Annotated in this window: 13 protein-coding genes; 2 read left to right on the top strand and 11 right to left on the bottom strand. The window is 76.1% G+C overall.

Features of this window, described 5'->3' with window-relative positions:
• Window positions 1–17 precede the first annotated feature (17 nt).
• From IE98_RS0108320 to IE98_RS0108310, 3 genes are all read right to left on the bottom strand, one after another.
• Entirely contained in the window at window positions 18–1,514 is a 1,497-nt protein-coding gene (locus IE98_RS0108320) for a DUF4190 domain-containing protein (RefSeq protein ID WP_030266651.1), read from the bottom strand.
• 202 nt (window positions 1,515–1,716) lie between these two features.
• Window positions 1,717–3,306 (bottom strand): ABC transporter permease, encoded by a 1,590-nt coding sequence (locus IE98_RS0108315; protein WP_030266648.1) that lies wholly within the window; start codon window positions 3,304–3,306, stop codon window positions 1,717–1,719.
• Window positions 3,303–4,226: an ABC transporter ATP-binding protein gene (locus IE98_RS0108310; protein WP_030266645.1), complete on the bottom strand. Its 924-nt coding sequence runs from the start codon at window positions 4,224–4,226 to the stop codon at window positions 3,303–3,305. Before IE98_RS0108310 ends, IE98_RS0108315 begins: the two co-directional genes overlap by 4 nt.
• Before the next feature lie 119 nt (window positions 4,227–4,345).
• Between IE98_RS0108310 and IE98_RS0108305 the strand changes: the two genes are divergently transcribed.
• The gene (locus tag IE98_RS0108305; protein ID WP_420706173.1) at window positions 4,346–4,852 is read left to right on the top strand and encodes a GbsR/MarR family transcriptional regulator; all 507 of its coding nucleotides are present in this window, start codon (window positions 4,346–4,348) and stop codon (window positions 4,850–4,852) included.
• A gap of 49 nt (window positions 4,853–4,901) precedes the next feature.
• On the opposite strand, the gene IE98_RS0108300 is transcribed toward IE98_RS0108305, so the two are convergent.
• Genes IE98_RS0108300 through IE98_RS0108290 form a run of 3 tightly spaced genes read right to left on the bottom strand, consistent with a single transcriptional unit; the run spans window position 4,902 to window position 8,265 of the window.
• A complete protein-coding gene (locus tag IE98_RS0108300) occupies window positions 4,902–5,924 on the bottom strand; it encodes a TolB family protein (protein WP_030266638.1) in 1,023 nt (340 codons plus the stop codon).
• Window positions 5,921–7,363: an MFS transporter gene (locus IE98_RS0108295; RefSeq protein ID WP_078660849.1), complete on the bottom strand. Its 1,443-nt coding sequence runs from the start codon at window positions 7,361–7,363 to the stop codon at window positions 5,921–5,923. Before IE98_RS0108295 ends, IE98_RS0108300 begins: the two co-directional genes overlap by 4 nt.
• 5 nt (window positions 7,364–7,368) lie before the next feature.
• Window positions 7,369–8,265 (bottom strand): alkaline phosphatase family protein, encoded by an 897-nt coding sequence (locus IE98_RS0108290; RefSeq protein WP_030266633.1) that lies wholly within the window; start codon window positions 8,263–8,265, stop codon window positions 7,369–7,371.
• Window positions 8,266–8,499: 234 nt separating this feature from the next.
• Between IE98_RS0108290 and cobC the strand changes: the two genes are divergently transcribed.
• On the top strand, window positions 8,500–10,008 hold the full coding sequence (gene cobC, locus IE98_RS0108285; RefSeq protein WP_234443451.1) for an Rv2231c family pyridoxal phosphate-dependent protein CobC: 1,509 nt from the start codon (window positions 8,500–8,502) through the stop codon (window positions 10,006–10,008).
• Here the strand turns inward: cobC and IE98_RS0108280 are convergent.
• The 5 genes from IE98_RS0108280 to IE98_RS0108260 all read right to left on the bottom strand — a co-directional run bounded on the left by IE98_RS0108280 (window position 9,995) and on the right by IE98_RS0108260 (window position 15,290).
• Complete coding sequence (locus IE98_RS0108280; RefSeq protein WP_030266627.1) at window positions 9,995–10,792, bottom strand: MOSC domain-containing protein; 798 nt, start codon at window positions 10,790–10,792, stop codon at window positions 9,995–9,997. The genes cobC and IE98_RS0108280 overlap by 14 nt on opposite strands.
• An 11-nt stretch (window positions 10,793–10,803) precedes the next feature.
• On the bottom strand, window positions 10,804–11,400 hold the full coding sequence (locus IE98_RS0108275) for a hypothetical protein (protein ID WP_030266625.1): 597 nt from the start codon (window positions 11,398–11,400) through the stop codon (window positions 10,804–10,806).
• 97 nt (window positions 11,401–11,497) lie between these two features.
• Window positions 11,498–13,087 (bottom strand): D-alanyl-D-alanine carboxypeptidase/D-alanyl-D-alanine-endopeptidase, encoded by a 1,590-nt coding sequence (dacB, locus tag IE98_RS0108270; protein ID WP_030266623.1) that lies wholly within the window; start codon window positions 13,085–13,087, stop codon window positions 11,498–11,500.
• A 205-nt stretch (window positions 13,088–13,292) separates the two neighbouring features.
• Window positions 13,293–14,027, bottom strand: coding sequence for a polyprenol monophosphomannose synthase (locus IE98_RS0108265; RefSeq protein ID WP_030266621.1), 735 nt, complete (start codon window positions 14,025–14,027; stop codon window positions 13,293–13,295).
• Between the two features lie 96 nt (window positions 14,028–14,123).
• On the bottom strand, window positions 14,124–15,290 hold the full coding sequence (locus IE98_RS0108260; protein WP_030266618.1) for a M48 family metalloprotease: 1,167 nt from the start codon (window positions 15,288–15,290) through the stop codon (window positions 14,124–14,126).
• Window positions 15,291–15,348 lie beyond the last annotated feature (58 nt).

The raw sequence follows: 15,348 nt of genomic DNA, 5'->3' as shown, positions 1-15,348 counted from the left end.
CCGGCCGCGCCCCGCGGTCAGGCCCGGGCCGGGGCGCCCCCGGTCACCGACGGGTGGCCGGGGCCGCGCAGGTCTGCGACCGGGGCCGGGCTCTCCGTCCGCACCCCGCCGGGCGCGCCGCCGCCGTCGTGCCGGCCGTCACCGGTCGCCAGGCCCAGCGCGGCCCGGACGGCCGCCGGGCGCTCGAAGCCCAGCAGCTCCTCGGCCGCGGCGAGTTCGCGCTCCAGCGCCTTCGGGTCGGTGGCGGTCCTCGCGGTCTGCAGGTGCGTCAGCGCCTGCTTCAGCTCGTCCTTCAGCGCACCGACCGGAGCCGCGGCCGACCCGCCCCAGCTGCGCCGGCCCAGGTCGCCGACCTCGGCGTCGACCGCGACGGACAGCTTCTGCGCCCAGTCCCGGTAGGCGGCCGGGTCCGCGGCGGGCTTCCCCGGCGGCTGCTCGTCGTACGCCCGGTCGACCCCGTGCTCGGCGCGGAGGTAGGCCATCTGCTCGTCGGTCAGCGCGGTGCGGTCCTGGCGGACCATGCCCTTGGCCGCGGCGCTGCCGTCGGTCAGGAAGCAGGTGGCGTAGTGGTCGTCGTCGAGCGCCCAGGTCGCCTTGTCCGGGTAGAAGAAGTGGATGTCCGTGTCCTCCGGGATCGCCCAGCTGTCCGGCGCGTAGTCGAAGATCGCCTCACCGCAGCTCTTCTGGGCGCCGGCGACGACGCCGTCCTTGCCCGGGTAGGCGTGCTCCGTGTAGCGCGGGGTGGCGTAGACCTCGCCGTAGTGCGGCTCGGAGCAGTCCACCGTGTCGACGTCGGTGAGGTCCTCGCCCCTGCCGCCGCCCAGCTTGACGAAGCACTCGCCGGCGGCGAGGTCGAAGACGCCGGTGGAGGTGGACGTGCCGGAGCCGCTCCCGTCCCGGAACGGGTCGTCGCCGAGCGGGCCGCGGTCGCCGAGGAGCAGGCCCAGCACCATCACCACGGCCAGCACGACGCCCCAGACGCCGCCGAGCACGATGCCGGCGATCGCCAGCCCGCGGCCGCGCTCGTTGCGCTCCTTGACCGTCCGCAGGGCGGCCACGCCGAAGCCGATCGCGCCGACCCACATGCAGCAGGCGAGGCCGAGGACACCCAGCACGAGCGAGGTGATCGCGTAGCCGTTCCAGGCGGTCGGCGGGCCCATCGGCGGCTGCTGCCAGCCGTACGGGCCGGCGCCGCCGCCCCAGGCCCCGCCGCCCCAGGGCACGCCCGGCGGCACGGCACCGGGCGGCACGGCACCGGGCGGCACGGCACCGGGCGGCACGGCACCGGGCGGGACCGCTCCGAACGGCGGGGTCTGCGCCGGCGGGGCGAACGCCCGGGCCAGGGCGTCGTCCCCGGCGGGCGGCGCGTACGGGTTCGGCACGGACGCGCCGAACGGCGGCGGGGTGTGCACCAGGGGCTGCTGCGGGTCCTGCGGCGGGGCGAACGCCCGGGCCAGGGCCTCGTCCCGGGCCGCCCGGTCGTCCGGCTGCGGGCTGTACGGGTCGGACGGCATGCGGGCTCCCTGTGCGCCGGTGCGCGCCGGACACTGGTCGTTCGACGGCGGCGCGAATATAGCGGATCACTCGGACGGCCGTCCGACCATATTCGGGGGCCGGACGCACCGGCCGGTGAGCCCCCTCCCGCGGCGCGGGCCCGCCGCCCGAGGGACCGTCACCGCGCCCGCTGCGGCCGCCGCCCACCGCCGGCGGATCGGCTCAGCCCAGGTCGCGGCGGTCCAGCGCGGCCAGGCCCGCCACCGTCAGCACCGCCGCGAGCGCGGTCAGCCAGAGCAGCGGAACGGCGCTGAACGCGCCGCCCGGCAGGCGCGGGACGTGCGTGAACGGCGAGAGGTCCAGCGCCCACTGCGGGAGGCGCAGGACGGGACCGAGCCAGCCGATCAGCAGGAAGAGCGCGAGGGCGCCCCAGCCGGCCGTGCTCCACCGCGGCAGCGCGCCGACCACGGCCAGCGCGACCGCCGCCGCCAGCCACACCGCGGGCAGTTGGGCCAGCGCGGCGGGCACCAGCCGGGCGGCGGCCCGCCCGGCGCCACCCATCGCGGCCCCCTGCCCGAGGCCGGTGAAGACCCCGGCGACGGCCAGCAGCACGGCGCTGCCGGCCAGCGGGAAAAGCAGGTGACCGCCGGCCCAGCGGAGCCGGGAGACGGCGGTGGCCAGGACCGGCTCGGCCCGGCCGGAGGTCTCCTCGGTGCGCAGCCGCAGCACCGCCTGCACCGCGTACCCGGCGACGACCATGCCGAAGAGGTTGGTCATGGTGCCGAAGTAGGCGTCCAGGATGCCCTGTCGGCCGCCCAGCCGGGCGATCACGTCGGCGACCCGGGCGTTGTCGCCGACCAGGTCGACGACGCCGCGGGAGACCCCGCCGAAGACCAGTCCGGCCGCGGCGAGGCCGGCCGCCCAGCCGGCCAGGGTGCCGCGGTGCAGCCGGACGGCGAGCGCGGCCGCGGTGCGCAGCGCCGGGGCGCCGGCGGCGGGGCCGGGGCGCTGCGGCAGCAGGCCGGCGCCGAGGTCGCGCCGGGCGACCAGGGCGTAGGCCGCCGCGACGGCGAGCGCGGTGCCGGCGGCCGGGAGCAGCAGGACCCACCAGCGGTCCCCGGCGAACGGGCGGACCTGCTCGGCCCAGCCGATCGGCGAGAGCCAGCCCACCCAGGCGGGACCGGCGTCGCCGACGGCGCGCAGCACGAAGGCGGTGCCGAGCAGCGCGCCGGCCAGGCCGTTGGCGGCGCGGGCGGTGCCGGCGACCTGGGCGGTGACCGCGGCGGTGCCGGCGAAGAGCATCCCGCAGCCGCCGAGCGCGAGTCCGAAGGCGAGCGAGCCGGCGGGGGCCTCGCCGGTGGCGGCGAGGCAGCCGGCGACGAGCCCGGCGAGCACCAGGTTGGCGGTGGCGGCGGCGAGCAGCGCGGCGGTGAGCGGGGCGCGGCGGCCGACCGCGCCGGCGCCGACGAGTTCGAGCCGGCCGGCCTCCTCCTCGGCGCGGGTGTGCCGGACGACCAGCAGGGTGCTCATCAGGCCGGCCAGCACGGCGCCGAAGACGCCCATCCGCCAGGCCGTCAGCCCGCCGATGGTGGACGCGTCGTGCAGGGGGCCGTAGAGGGCGCGCAGCGAGGTGTTGGCGGCGATGCCGGCGGCGAAGCGGAGCCGGGCGCCCTCGGTGTCGTACAGCGAGCGGAAGGACACCGCGGTGGAGACGACCGACGCGGCCAGGACGTAGACCCAGACGGGCAGCACGATGCGGTCGCGGCGCAGCGCGAGGCGCAGCAGGACGGGCGTGCCGGCGAGGGCGTTCACCGGGTCACCGCCGGATCCGGCGCCCGGTCGCCGTCGCCGGGGGTGCCCGGCTGCTCGTAGTGGCGCAGGAACAGCTCCTCCAGCGTGGGCGGCCGGCTGGTCAGGCTGCGCACGCCGACGGCGCTCAGGGCACGCAGCACCTCGTCCAGCCGGTCCGCGTCGACCTGGCAGCGCACCCGCCGGCCGTCGGTGACGAGGTCGTGCACACCGGTCAGTTCGGGCGGCGGGCCGGCGAGTTCGGCGTCGATCGCGGTGCGGGTGAGGTGCCGCAGCTCGGCGAGGGTGCCGGTCTCCACGGTGCGGCCGGCGCGGATGATGCTGACGCGGTCGCAGAGCGCCTCGACCTCGGACAGGATGTGGCTGGAGAGCAGCACGGTGCGGCCGCGGTCGCGCTCCTCGGCGATGCAGGTGCGGAAGACCTCCTCCATCAGCGGGTCGAGGCCGGAGGTGGGCTCGTCCAGGACGAGCAGGTCGGCGTCGGAGGCGAGGGCGGCGACCAGGGCGACCTTCTGGCGGTTGCCCTTGGAGTAGGTGCGGCCCTTCTTGGTGGGGTCGAGTTCGAAGCGCTCCAGCAGGTCGGCGCGGCGGGCCGGGTCGAGGCCGCCGCGGAGCCGGCCGAGCAGGTCGATGGCCTCGCCGCCGGAGAGGTTCCGCCAGAGGGTGACGTCGCCGGGCACGTAGGCGAGGCGGCGGTGGAGTTCGACGGCGTCCCGCCACGGGTCGCCGTCCAGCAGCCGGACGGTGCCGGCGTCGGCGCGCAGCAGGCCGAGCAGGACGCGGACGGTGGTCGACTTGCCGGAGCCGTTCGGGCCGAGGAAGCCGTGCACCTCGCCGCGGGCGACGGTGAGGTCCAGCCCGTCCAGGGCGCGCGTCCGGCCGAAGTCCTTGACCAGGCCGGTCACCGAGATGGCGGTCGTCATGGCTCGACGGTACTCTCGATTCACAGATTCGTGAAGTTCATGAATTCAGTGGATTTCCGCAAGGGCCGACCGGTCCCCGATGATGGTCCGGACGGGCGTGGCACGGGGCAGGAGGCGTGGTGGAACGGGACGGCGCGGCGGTGGGGGCCTTCGTGGAGCGCTTCGCCGCGGTGATGGCGGACGCCGGCTTTCCGCGGATGCCCGCCCGGGTCTTCACCGCCCTGCTCGCCAGCGACTCCGGCCGGCTGACGGCCGCCGAACTCGCCGACACCCTGCGGATCAGCCCGGCCGCCGTGTCCGGTGCGGTGCGCTTCCTCGGCCAGGTCAACCTGGTCACCCGCGAGCGCGAGGCGGGCTCCCGCCGGGACCGCTACCGGGTGCACGACGACGCCTGGTACGAGGCCTCCGTCCACCGCGACCGGGAGCTCGTCCGCTGGGAGTCGAGCCTGCGCGAGGGCATCGAGGCACTCGGCCCCGACACCCCGGCCGGGGCCCGGCTGGCCGAGTCGCTGGCCTTCTTCGGCTTCATGCGCGAGGAGCTGCCCGCGCTGCTCGGCCGCTGGCACGACCGGCGCGAGCAGCTGCGCACGGAGCTGACGCAGACCCAGGACGCCGGCGCGCGCTGACCCGGGCCCGGCACGCCCGCCGCGCGGCCGGCGGCGCCGCGGCGCCCGGTCAGCCGAGGTAGGCCGGGGCCACCGCGGAGCGGGTGAGGACGGCGGGGCTGCCGGAGCCGTCGGCCGGGACGGTCCAGAGGTCGGCCCCGTAGTCCCCGGCCAGGGCGTACACCAGGGTGCGGCCGTCGGCCCACAGCGCCTGGTCGTCGACGTTGCGCTGCTCGGCGGTGGCGGTCTCGGTCATGGTGGCGAGGTCGAGCACGTACAGCCGCCACGGCGCGTCCGGGGAGGCGCCGGCCACCCGCTTCTTGTAGGCGACCCGGGTGCCGTCCGGCGAGAGCGAGGGGCACTCGACGTTCTGGTGCAGGGTGGTGAGCGTCCGGGCGCCGAGGTCGCCGCGGACGAGGTAGGTCCGCCCGCCGGTCGCGACGGTGGCGTAGAAGCCGTTGTCGTCGGCGAAGGTGACGCCCCAGATGTTGGTGTCGGGGGCCTTCAGCGGCTTGCCGCCGTCCAGGACGGTGAAGGTCTCCAGGTTGTCGTACAGGGTCCGGCTGCGGGTGTCGACGATCGAGGTCCGGGTGGAGAAGTCGGTGCCCGCGTACGAGTCGCCGCTGACGAAGACCGTCCAGGCGGCCAGGTGGCCGGAGGGCGAGACCCGGGAGCGGGTGGGGATGCCCGCCGCCGGGTACCGGCCGAGCTCGTGCAGGCCCGCGTCGAGGACGACCGCCCAGTAGCGGTCCCCGAGCCCCTCCTGTTCGCCCCGCAGGCAGATGCCGGTGCCCGCGGCTGCGTGGAAGCGCAGGCACTTGACGCCGGAGGCGGTCCGCGGGCCGTCCGGCCGGTCCGCGGGCACGGCGGTGATCTCGTCGCGGTGCGGGCCCCAGGCGGTGGAGCGGAACAGCAGCCGGCGGGGCCCGTCCGGGGCGAGCGGGACGGGGCCCGGGGTGATCGCGGGACCGCCCGCCTGCTCCCGGTCCTTGCGGCCGGAGCGGTCGGCGGCGTGCAGCACCGCGACGGTGCCGACCGCCCCCAGCAGCAGGACGGCGACCAGCAGGGTCAGCAGCCGGGCGGTGCGCGTCATGCGGGGTGCTCCTCGGTGGTGCCGGTGCTGTCGGCGGTGCTGGGGGTCTCGGCGGTGCGGGAGGTCTCGGGGGTCTCGGCGGTGCGGGAGGTCTCGGGGGTCTCGGCGGTGCGGGAGGTCTCGGCGGTGCGGACCAGCAGGAAGGCGAGGCCTGCGGCCACGGCCAGCGCCGCGGCGGCGATCGCCAGCACGGTCCGCCCGCCCCAGAGGGTCCAGCCGGCGCCGAACGCCAGCGAGCAGCCGAAGCGCGCCAGCGCCTGCCCGGTGCCGACCAGGGCGAGCCCCGCGCCCTGCTGCTCAGCGGGCACCGTGGCGGAGGCCGCCGCGGCCAGTACGCCGTCGGTCGCGGCGTAGAACGAGCCGTGCAGCAGCAGCACCGGCGGCGCCGTCCACCAGGCGTGCAGCGGGGCGAGCAGCAGCCCGTACCCGGCGAGCAGCACCAGGTGGCCGAGCAGGAAGAGCCGGCGGCGGCCGATCCGGTCCGCGGCCGCGCCGAACGGCACGGCCAGCAGCAGGAAGGCGGCCGCGGTGCCGAGCGGCAGCAGCGGGAAGAGGTGCGCCGGCAGGTCGAGCCGGCGCTGCAGCAGCAGGTACAGGAAGGAGTCGCTGACGGTGGTCAGTCCGAGCAGGACGGCGGCCAGGGTGAGCCGCCGCAGCGCGGGCAGCCGCAGCAGGGCCAGCGAGTCGCGCAGGGCGGGGCGCGGCCCGTCGGCCGGTTCGGCGGTGGCGGCGCGGCCGGGGACGAAGAGCAGCAGCACCAGCACGCCGAGCGCGGCGACGCAGGCGGAGACGGCGAAGACCGCGTCGTACCCATCGGTGGCGAGCCGGAGCAGGGCGAAGGCGACCAGCGGGCCGAGCAGCGCCCCGGTGGTGTCCATGGCGCGGTGCACGCCGAACGCCCGCCCGCGGTGCTCGGGTGCGGTGGACAGCGAGATCAGGGCGTCCCGCGGGGCGGTGCGCAGCCCCTTGCCCGTCCGGTCGACCGCCAGCACCGCGCCGATCAGCGGCAGGGTGTGGGCGAGCAGCAGCAGCGGCTTGCAGGCCGCGGACAGGCCGTAGCCGATCGCGGCGACGGCCTTGTGCCGGCCCCGGCCGGCGTCCGCGGCGTGTCCGCCGACCAGCCGGACGAGGGCGCCGACGCCGTTGTTGATGCCGTCGAGCAGGCCGAAGCCGAGCGGGGAGAGCCCGAGTCCGGCGACCACGTACAGCGGCAACACCGCGCTGACCATCTCCGAGGAGACGTCGGTGATCAGGCTGACCGCGCCGAGCGCCAGCACGGTGCCGGGCACCGCGGCGGCGCGCCGCCCCGGGCGGATGCCCGGGACGGCGGCCGGATCGGTGCTGCGGCTCGCGGCGCTGTCGGCGTCACCGGTGCCTGCCCCGGTGCTGGCGGCCTTGGTGGTGGCGGCCTTGGTGCTGCGGGAGTCCGCGAGGTACACGGGCGTCAGTTCCAGATGCCGGTGATGTCGGAGGCGCTCGCGGCGTTGCCCGCGTGGCTGGTCAGGCCGGCCAGGTCCTCCAGGGTGCGCAGCGTGTTGTAGTGGTTGTAGGTGGTGGCGGTGGAGCTGCCCGCGGCGACGTGCTCGCCGTAGAAGATCGTCGGGATGCGGTTGCCGGAGAGCTTGTTGTCCTCGTCGAAGGTCACCACGAGCATGCTGTTGTGGGTCTTCGCCCAGGTCGCGTAGGCGCCCAGGTTGTTCTGGATCCAGGTGTCACCGGTGGAGACCGAGCAGTCGTGCATGTCGCTGCACAGGTTCGGCACCACGAACGACACCTTGGGCAGGGTCGTGTAGTCGGTCGGGAACTGGGTCATCGTCTTCGCCGTCGAGGTCGGCACGTTGGAGAAGCCGAACCACGGGTTGTGCTTCTGCGCGTACTTGCCCGAGCTGCTGGAGCAGACGGTCGAACCCTGGCTGGGCAGGCCCTCGTTGTAGCTCGCCCAGGTCTGGCCGGCGGCGATCAGCTCGGAGGCGAGGTTCGGCGCCGAGATGGAGCCGACGGTGACGCAGCTGTCGTCGGTGCGGCCCTGGTTGGAGCCGGAGAACAGCTGGTAGTAGTTGGGCTCGCTGGGGTGGGTGAGGCCGTAGGACTGGGTCAGGTTGGCCCCGCCCGCCTTCAGCGTGTTGTTCAGGTACGGCGCGCTGGAGCTGCCGATGACCTGCGAGTAGGCGTGGTTCTCCATGACGACGACCACCACGTGGTCGGGGGTCGGGAGCGTGGCGGCCTGGGCGGTGGCGCCGGTGGCGGCCCAGATGCCGAGCGATCCGGCGGCCATCGCGACGGCGCCTGCGAGGGCGGTGAAGGTGCGCCGGGTGTGCTTCGGGGTCCGAGCGGCGGTCATGCTGTCCTCCGTACGAGGGGCGGCAGTTGGGGGTGGTGCGAGGCAGTGCTGGCTGCGACCGGTCGAGCGGCCAAACCCTAGGCGGGGGCCGGTGGCCGGGGCCGCGCCGCGGAAGTGAAGAACGGAAGAACAGCGTCCGACGCCGGTACGTTCCATCTCACACCCGTCACGATTGACCCGCCCGTCGCGCCCGTGGTGGGATTTCCGGCAGGTCACAGGGGTTGCGGAGGCGCGGTGGTGGAGCTGCACGGCCCGCTGGTCGCCGGTGTCGGCGCCCGTCCCGGCACCCCCGCCGACGCCGTCCTGGCCCTGCTCGACGAGGCGCTCGCCGGCGCCGGACTCGACCGCGCGCAGCTCGTGCTGCTGGCCACCGTCGAGGCCAGGGCCACCGAACCCGGCCTCCGCGAGGCCGCCCGGATCCTCGGCGTCCCGCTGACCGCACACCCGGCGGCCGTCCTCGCCGCCGTGCCCGTGCCGAACCCCTCCGCGGCCGTCCGCGCCGCCCTCGGCACCCCCGGTGTCGCCGAGGCCGCCGCCCTGGCCGAGGCCCCCGGCGGGCACCTCGTGGTGCCCAAGACGGCCTCCCGGACGGCGACGGTCGCGATCGCCCGCCGCGCCGCCGCGGACACGGCCGGCAGCCCCGACCGCCCCGCGACCCCTCGGGAGAACACCGCGATGAGCACCGACTTCGACCTCCGGCACCACGGTGACGCGGAGGTCCGCGCCGCCGGCCTGGTCGACCTCGCCGTCAACGTCCGCACCGGCACGCCGCCCGGCTGGCTGCGCGACCGGCTCGCCGCCACCCTCGCCGACCTCGCCGCCTACCCGGACCCGGCCGAGGCCCGCGCCGCCGTCGCCGCCCGGCACCGCCGCCCGGCCGGCGAGGTACTGCTCACCGCCGGCGCCGCCGAGGCCTTCGTGCTGCTCGCCCGGGTCGTGGCGGCCCGTCACGTCTGCGTGGTGCACCCGCAGTTCACCGAGCCGGAGGCCGCGCTGCGGGACGCCGGGCACACCGTGCACCGCGCGGTGCTGCGCGCCGGGGACGGCTTCCGGCTGACGCCCGGCGCGGTGCCCGAGGAGGCCGACCTGGTGGTGATCGGCAACCCCACCAACCCGACCTCCGTGCTGCACCCCGCCGAGGACGTCGCCGCACTCGCCCGCCCCGGCCGCACCCTGGTGGTCGACGAGGCCTTCATGGACACCGTGCCGGGCGAGAGCGCCGCCCTCGCCGACGTGCGCGGCCTGCCGGGCCGGGTGGTCGTGCTGCGCAGCCTCACCAAGACCTGGGGCCTGGCCGGGCTGCGGATCGGCTACGTGCTGGGCCCGGCGGAGCTGATCGCCGAACTCGCCGCCGCCCAGCCGCTCTGGCCGGTCTCCACCCCGGCGCTGGCGGCCGCCGAGGCCTGCTCCGCGCCGGCCGCGCTCGCCGAGGCCGAGGAGGCCGCCCACGAGCTGGCCGCGCACCGGGCGCACCTGCTGGCGGGCCTGCGCGGCGTCCCCGGGGCCCGGGTGCACGGCACCCCGGCCTCCTCGTTCCTGCTGGTGGAGCTGGACGGTGCGGCCGCGGTGCGGGAGCGGCTGCGGGCGGCCGGGTTCGCCGTGCGGCGCGGCGACACCTTCCCGGGGCTGGGGCCGGACTGGCTGCGGATCGCCGTCCGCGACCCGGCCACCGCCGACCGCTTCCTCGCCGCGCTGGCCGCCGCCGTCGGCGACCCGCCCGCAGGCCCGGTCACCGCAGGCTGACGGCGTCCCCGCGGCGGACGGTGCCGCCCGCCAGCACCCGCGCGTACACCCCGGCGCAGGGCATCGGACCCGTGCCGGGCAGCGGCTCCACCCGGTTGAGCCGGGCCGCCGCGCGCAGCGCCTCGGGGTCGCGCGGCAGCACGCCGTGCGCCAGGGTCGGGACGGCGCAGCGCGGGGTCGCCGCCAGCACCTCCAGCCGGACGCCGGCGCCGATCCGCAGTTCGCGGCCGACCCAGGCGTTCTCCGGGAAGCCGCGCTCCCCCGGGGTCTCCACCACCAGGTTGGGACGGTAGCGGGCCGCCGCGACCGGCCCGCCGGTGCCTCCGCCGAGGGCCGCCAGGGCCGCGGTGCTGACCAGGTGGACGGGCGCGAAGTCGAAGAACGTCCCGGGCGGCGCCGCACTGCCGAGGGTGTGCACGGTGGCCGGGACGTCGGCGTCCGCGCCGCGGTCGAGCACCTCCTCGGGGACGCTGCGCTCCAGCTCGGCGCCGGGCGGTGGTACGTCGACGGCCCGTACCTCCCGGCCGAGCAGGGCGGTGAGCCCGGCCTCGTCCAACTCCCGTCCGTCGGCGGCGAGCAGGCGGATTCCGTACGGGGTGGTGCGGGCGGTGACGGTCAGCAGGGCGCGCCACAGCCGCGGGTTCTTGGCGCTGACCACGCGGCCGGTGGCGGTGTCGAGCAGGGCGCGGACGCGGTCGCCCTCGATGCCGCGCCCGGTGATCCGCGCCCGGGCGATCTCCTCGCCGAGCGCGGACTTCAGCGGGTGCCGGTGCAGGCTGCGCACCGTCCCGGCGGTCACCGGCCGGCCGCCGGGAGCTGCTCGGCCCAGCGGGCGAGGGCGGTGAAGTCCGGTGCCCGCAGGCCGTGCCGGTGGTCGATCGGCAGGGTCAGCGCGGGGGCGGGGTGGTGGGCCGCGATCCAGGCGGTGTCCTGCGGTTCGATCTCGTCGTCGACCCAGGCGAACGGCCGTCCGGCGGCCCACTCGGTCAGGTGGCGGGTCTTCCAGTGCAGTCCGTCGGGGTCGCCGTGGTGCATCCGCGGCCAGCGGACGAAGGGCAGCCGGGGCAGTCCGATCGGCGGCCCGATCCACTCGTTGGCCTCGTCCTGCCAGGTGGTGCACCAGACGAGCCGGTACGGCAGGGCGAGCAGGGCCGGCCCGTGCTCCGGGTTGAGCCAGAGCCGCAGCGGCTTCACGCGGGCGGGCGGTGTGTCGCGGTGCCGTTCCAGCCAGGAGGCGGGCTTCACCCGGTGGGTGAGGTAGCCCTCGGGCCGTCGATGCGGCTGCGCCCGGTACGGGTTGAGCGGCCCGTCCACGTCCAGCAGCAGCAGCGGCCGCCCGTCGTCGTCCCGTCGTTCCACGACCCCTCCCCCGTACCGCGGTGTCCGCCGCATTGTCGTCGGGGGCGGTGCCGCCGGGCCACCGGGTTTCGGCGGGCACGCCGCGGGGCGCGGACGGCGGTGCCGTCCGCGCCCCGGTGGTGGCGGTCCGTCAGTGGTGCGGGTGGCGGGCGGCCTGCTGCTGGAGGAGCGCGGCGACGTTCGTGACGTCGTCGATGACCTCCAGGAAGTCGTCGAAGTCGGCGGCCTGGGTGTTGTTGACGCCGGCGAAGAAGGTGTGGAGGCGGCCGTTGCCCGCGTCCAGGTAGCCGGCGACGGTCTCCGCGCCGACGGCGAGCTGCTGGTTGAGGTAGTCGAAGCCGGCGACGGTGCCGGTCTTCGCCCAGACCTTGCCCTTGGCCGGGCAGTCGGTGCAGTTGTCGGCGAGGGTGCCGTCGACGCCGAGGATCGGCAGGGCGTTGCGGAAGGTGTCCGCCTCGGGGGTGCGCAGCCAGTACGCGAGGATCTGGTTGATCGCGACGGGCGTGATCCGGTCGACGGGGTCGCCGCCGCGGCCGTCGGCGAGCTGGACCTGGGTGAGGTCGACGCCGGCCCGCTCCAGGAACGCCCGCAGGACGGGGAAGCCGTCCAGGCAGTCGTGGCTGCCGGCGGAGACGGCCATCAGGCAGATCGCCAGGTTGGCGCCGAGGTTGTGGCTGACCTTGAGGATGAGCCGGGTGTACTGCTCGAACGGCGGGGAGACGTACGCGGCGACCCGGGAGCCGGCGGGGTAGGAGGCGGGCAGCAGGTCGACCGGGTTGGGGCCGACCGGGCGGGCGCCGACCGTGACGCCGGCCCGGGCGAGCGCCTCGATCAGGGCGGTGCGGGCGAAGGCGTTCGGGTCCTGGACGTGCGAGATCCGCAGCACCGGGGCGGCGTCGGCGGCGATGGTGCCGGAGAGGGTGATCCGGGTGCCGTCCGGATTGGCGGACACCTGGATGTCGGTGGTGCCGCCGGCCGGGACGGTCCGTACGTCGGAGGTGACCTGGTACGGGGCGACCTGCGGCCGCCAGAACAGCTGGGCGGTCTGCCCGGGGGCGGTCGGGGTGGTGAGCAGGTCGATGACGTTGTCGTTGACGATCATCGGGGTGGGCGCCGGGTCGAGCGGCGGCCCGGCGGTGAACAGCCGCGGGTCGACGACGACGTTGCCGCGGACCTGGGTGATGCCGGCCGAACGGACCTGCTGCGCGATGGTGTCGAGGCCGGCCAGCGGGTTCTCCGGGGTGAGCGTGGCGCCCGGGACGTCGTTGGCGTAGGTGTGGTCGACGGGCGTGTAGGAGACCTGGCCGTCCGGCGCGGTCCGCCCGCCCATGGTCAGGTCGCCCTGCGCGACCATCGCCAGGTTGCCGGTGAGGACGGAGCCGGAGCGGGTGCCCAGCGCGTTGACCGGGGTGGTGAAGCGGTGGTCGCCGCCGAGCGTGTCCCAGACGCCGGAGACGCTCATCAGCTTGGCGACCGAGCCGGGGATGAAGAACTTGCCGCCCTGCAGGTCGTGGATCGTCCGGCCGGTCTGCGGGTCCTGCTCCAGGATCCCCCACTGGGAGTGCTGGTACCGCGGCTTGTCCAGGATCGCGGTGATGGCGGGGCCGAGGTCCTGGCGGGGCCCCTTCGACGGGGCGGCCGCACCGGTGGTCGCGGTGACCGCGATCAGCGCGGCGCCGAGGCCGGCCCACACCCGCAGGCGCCGGGTCTTCACTCGCATGCGTTCAACCATTCGGGAGTCGGAGAGCCGGTCGCACCGGGCCTGACGTCGCAGAATAGGAACGCGGGCACCGCCCGGGACGTTCAGCGCGCCGTTCGGTGACGGCACGTCACCCCGACGGGCGGCGGGTTGGTCCGATCGGCCCCGGCCGCCCTCCCCCGGGCCCGGGGCGGGACCGCGAACGGTCCCGCCCCGGGCAGCACGGTCAGCCGCGCTTGGCGAACAGCAGCTTCCACGGCGCGAGCGCCGACTCGACCTGCACGCCGAAGCTCATCTTGGAGGCGCCCTTGGTCCGCTCCTCGAAGCGGATCGGCACCTCCGCGATCCGCAGGCCGCGGCGGACGGTGCGGTGGTTCATCTCGACCTGGAAGGAGTAGCCGTTGCTGTGGACCGACGGCAGGTCGATCGCCCGCAGGGTGTCCGCCTTCCAGGCCTTGAAGCCGGCGGTGGCGTCCTTGACGTGCAGCCGCAGGATCGCGTTGACGTAGAAGTTGGCCCAGGCGGAGAGCGCCTTGCGGTGCCACGGCCACTCGGCGGCGGTCGAGCCGCCGGGCACGTAGCGGGAGCCGAGTACCACGGCGGCGTCGCCGGAGAGCAGCGTCTCGACCATGACCGGGACGACGGCGGTGGGGTGCGACAGGTCGGCGTCCATCTGCACGACCACGTCGGCGCCCTCGTCGAGCGCCCGGCTCATGCCGGCGATGTAGGCCCGGCCGAGGCCGTCCTTCTCGGTGCGGTGCAGCACGCCGACGGTGCCCGGCGCGTCGGCGACCAGCTTGTCGGCGATCTCGCCGGTGCCGTCCGGCGAGTTGTCGTCGACGACCAGCACGTGCAGGTTGGGCATCCCCAGGTCGGCGATGAGGCCGACGATGACCGGCAGGTTCTCCCGTTCGTTGTACGTGGGTACGACGACGACGACCTTGGGGGAGCTGTCCACCATGAATCAGATTCCTTGTTCGATACGTTCCGTGACGGCTCCGGTGAGTCTACGGCCGGACACCGGACCGCCCGTACGGCGGTGCGCCGGGCCCGCGCCTCAGCCGCCCGGTCGTGCGGCCGCCGGGTGCCAGGCGCGGGCGGCGGCGATCCGGCGGGTGGCGCTGGGATGGGTGCCGAAGAGCAGCACCAGCGGGCGCGGCGGATCGACGTCGGACACGTTGGCCACCGCGAGGCGCCGCTGCATCGCGATGAACTGCTCCGGGTCGTCGGTGAGTTCGAGGGCGTGCCGGTCGGCCCGGGCCTCGATCCGGCGGCTGGCGGCGGCCTGCAGCGGGCCGGTCGCGGAGCCGATCAGCGCGGCCAGTGCGAGCAGCAGCGGCAGTGAGCGCGGGTCGGCGGCACTGTCGGCGCCGGCCGCGTCCAGCAGCGGCGTCCAGTTCGCCGCCAGCCCGATCAGCACGGTGGCCGCGGCGGCCCCGGCCGCGCCGAGCAGCGTGCCGGTCAGCACGTCCCGGTGCTTCACGTGGCCGAGTTCGTGGGCGACGACGAGCTCCACCTCGCGCGGCTCGGCGGTGCTCAGCAGGGTGTCGTAGGCCACGATCCGGCGGGTCGAACCGAGGCCCGAGACATAGGCGTTGAGGGCCGTGGTGCGCCGCGACGCGTCAGCGACGAGGACGTCCCGCACCCGGACGCCGTCCCGGTCCGCGAGGCCGAGCAGGGCGTCCCGCAGCGGGCCGGCCGGCATCGGCGAGAAGCGGTTGAAGACCGGCTCGATCAGCAGCGGGTGCAGGAAGGACAGTGCCGCCACGAGCAGCGCGGCGAGCACCGCGCCGGGGATCCACCACCCGTCCGGGGAGCGGCCGGTGAGGGCGTACAGGCCGAGTGCGGCGGGCAGGAACAGCGCGAGTCCGAGGCCGAGGCCGCGCAGCGCGTCCAGCGCCCAGCCGCCCCAGCCCTGGGTGACCAGGCCGTAGCGGGCCCGGACGGCCCTGACCCGGGCCCCGAACGGCAGCCGGACGGCCTGGCCGATCACCGCCAGCGCCGCCGCACCGCCCAGCACCTCGGCGGTGCGCGAGCCGCCGAACAGGCCGCCCGCCCAGGTCACCAGGCCGGCGCCGGCCGGGGTGAGGCCCAGCACCAGGGTCAGCGCGAGCGCGGTGAGCGCACCGCCGAGCACCCACGGCACCTGGGCGCGCCGCAGCGCCCGGCCGCGGGCCACCTGCTCGGGCGTGAAGTCGGGCGTGGAGTCGGGGTCGTCCGCCATGGCACCACCCTACGGAAGGCAGCGCACGGCAGGGACGAAAGCGCCCGCCGCTCGCCTC

The sequence above is a fragment of the Streptomyces sp. NRRL B-24484 genome (genome assembly GCF_000717715.1).
In the GTDB taxonomy this organism is placed as follows: Bacteria; Actinomycetota; Actinomycetes; order Streptomycetales; family Streptomycetaceae; genus Kitasatospora.
This window is presented reverse-complemented; position numbering and strand designations above follow the sequence as displayed.